The sequence below is a fragment of the Streptomyces sp. NPDC004658 genome, assembly GCF_040609555.1.
Classification (GTDB): Bacteria; Actinomycetota; Actinomycetes; order Streptomycetales; family Streptomycetaceae; genus Streptomyces.
The window spans coordinates 1-1123 of record NZ_JBEXKG010000425.1; the positions used below are offsets into that span (position 1 = coordinate 1).

A 1123-nucleotide genomic window follows, 5' to 3' on the forward strand; every position below is an offset into this window, starting at 1 on the left:
GGGCCGTCGCGGCACTCTTCCTGCTGCCCGCGCTGGTCCTGCTCGGCGCGCTCGTGGTGTATCCGATCGTGTACTCCGTCTACCGGTCGTTCTTCGACCAGGCGGGCACCGGGTTCGCCGGTCTCGACAACTACAAGGCGCTGTTCACGGACGACACGATCCGTACGGCGATCAAGAACAACGCGATCTGGGTGGTCTTCGCCCCGACCATCTCCACCGCACTCGGACTGATCTTCGCGGTGCTGACGGAACGCATCCGCTGGGGCACGGCGTTCAAGCTGATCGTCTTCATGCCGATGGCGATCTCGATGCTCGCCGCGGGCATCATCTTCCGGCTGGTGTACGACGCGGCCCCGGAGCGCGGGGTCGCCAACGCCGTGTGGGTGGGCGTGCACGACACGTTCGCCGAGTCGGCGGGCTTCCCCAAGGCGCATCCGCTGCCCGTCCACCCGCTGAAGGCGGCGGGCGGCGGTTCCTTCGTGACGAAGGTGCCGGTACGGGCCGGGGAGCCGGTCCGGTTGCCCCTGGTCGGGGTGCTGCCGGCGAAGATGCCCACCGACGCGAAGCCCGCCCGCGCCCCGGAGGCGGGCGGCGACGGGGAGATCACCGGCACCGCGTGGCTGGACTTCACCAAGGGCGGCGGGGGAAAGCCCAACGTCATCGACGCCAAGGAGCTGGGGCTCAAGGGCATCAAGGTGGAGGCCGTCAAGGACGGCGAGGTGGTCGCGTCCGCCACGGCGGGCGCCGACGGGGTGTTCACCCTGCCCGCCTCCGCGGACGGGGCCGAACTCCGCCTTCCCGCCTCGAACTTCAAGGAGCCGTACAACGGGGTGGACTGGCTCGGTCCGTCGTTCGTGACGCCCGCCATCATCGGGAGTTACGTCTGGATGTGGGCGGGCTTCGCCATGGTCCTGATAGCGGCCGGCCTGGCGGGCCTGCCGCGTGAACTCCTGGAAGCGGCCCGGGTGGACGGGGCCAACGAGTGGCAGGTGTTCCGCCGGATCACCGTGCCGCTGCTCGCCCCGGTCCTCGCGGTGGTGCTGGTGACGCTGATGATCAACGTGCTGAAGGTCTTCGACCTGGTCTTCATCATCGCGCCGGGCTCCTCGCTGGACGACGCGAA

1 protein-coding gene is annotated in these 1123 nt (G+C 69.5%); it reads left to right on the forward strand.

Features of this window, described 5'->3' with window-relative positions; genetic code table 11:
• Nucleotides 1-1123: sugar ABC transporter permease (locus ABZV94_RS41860; protein WP_356350382.1), on the forward strand; the 1123-nt coding region annotated here is incomplete at both ends.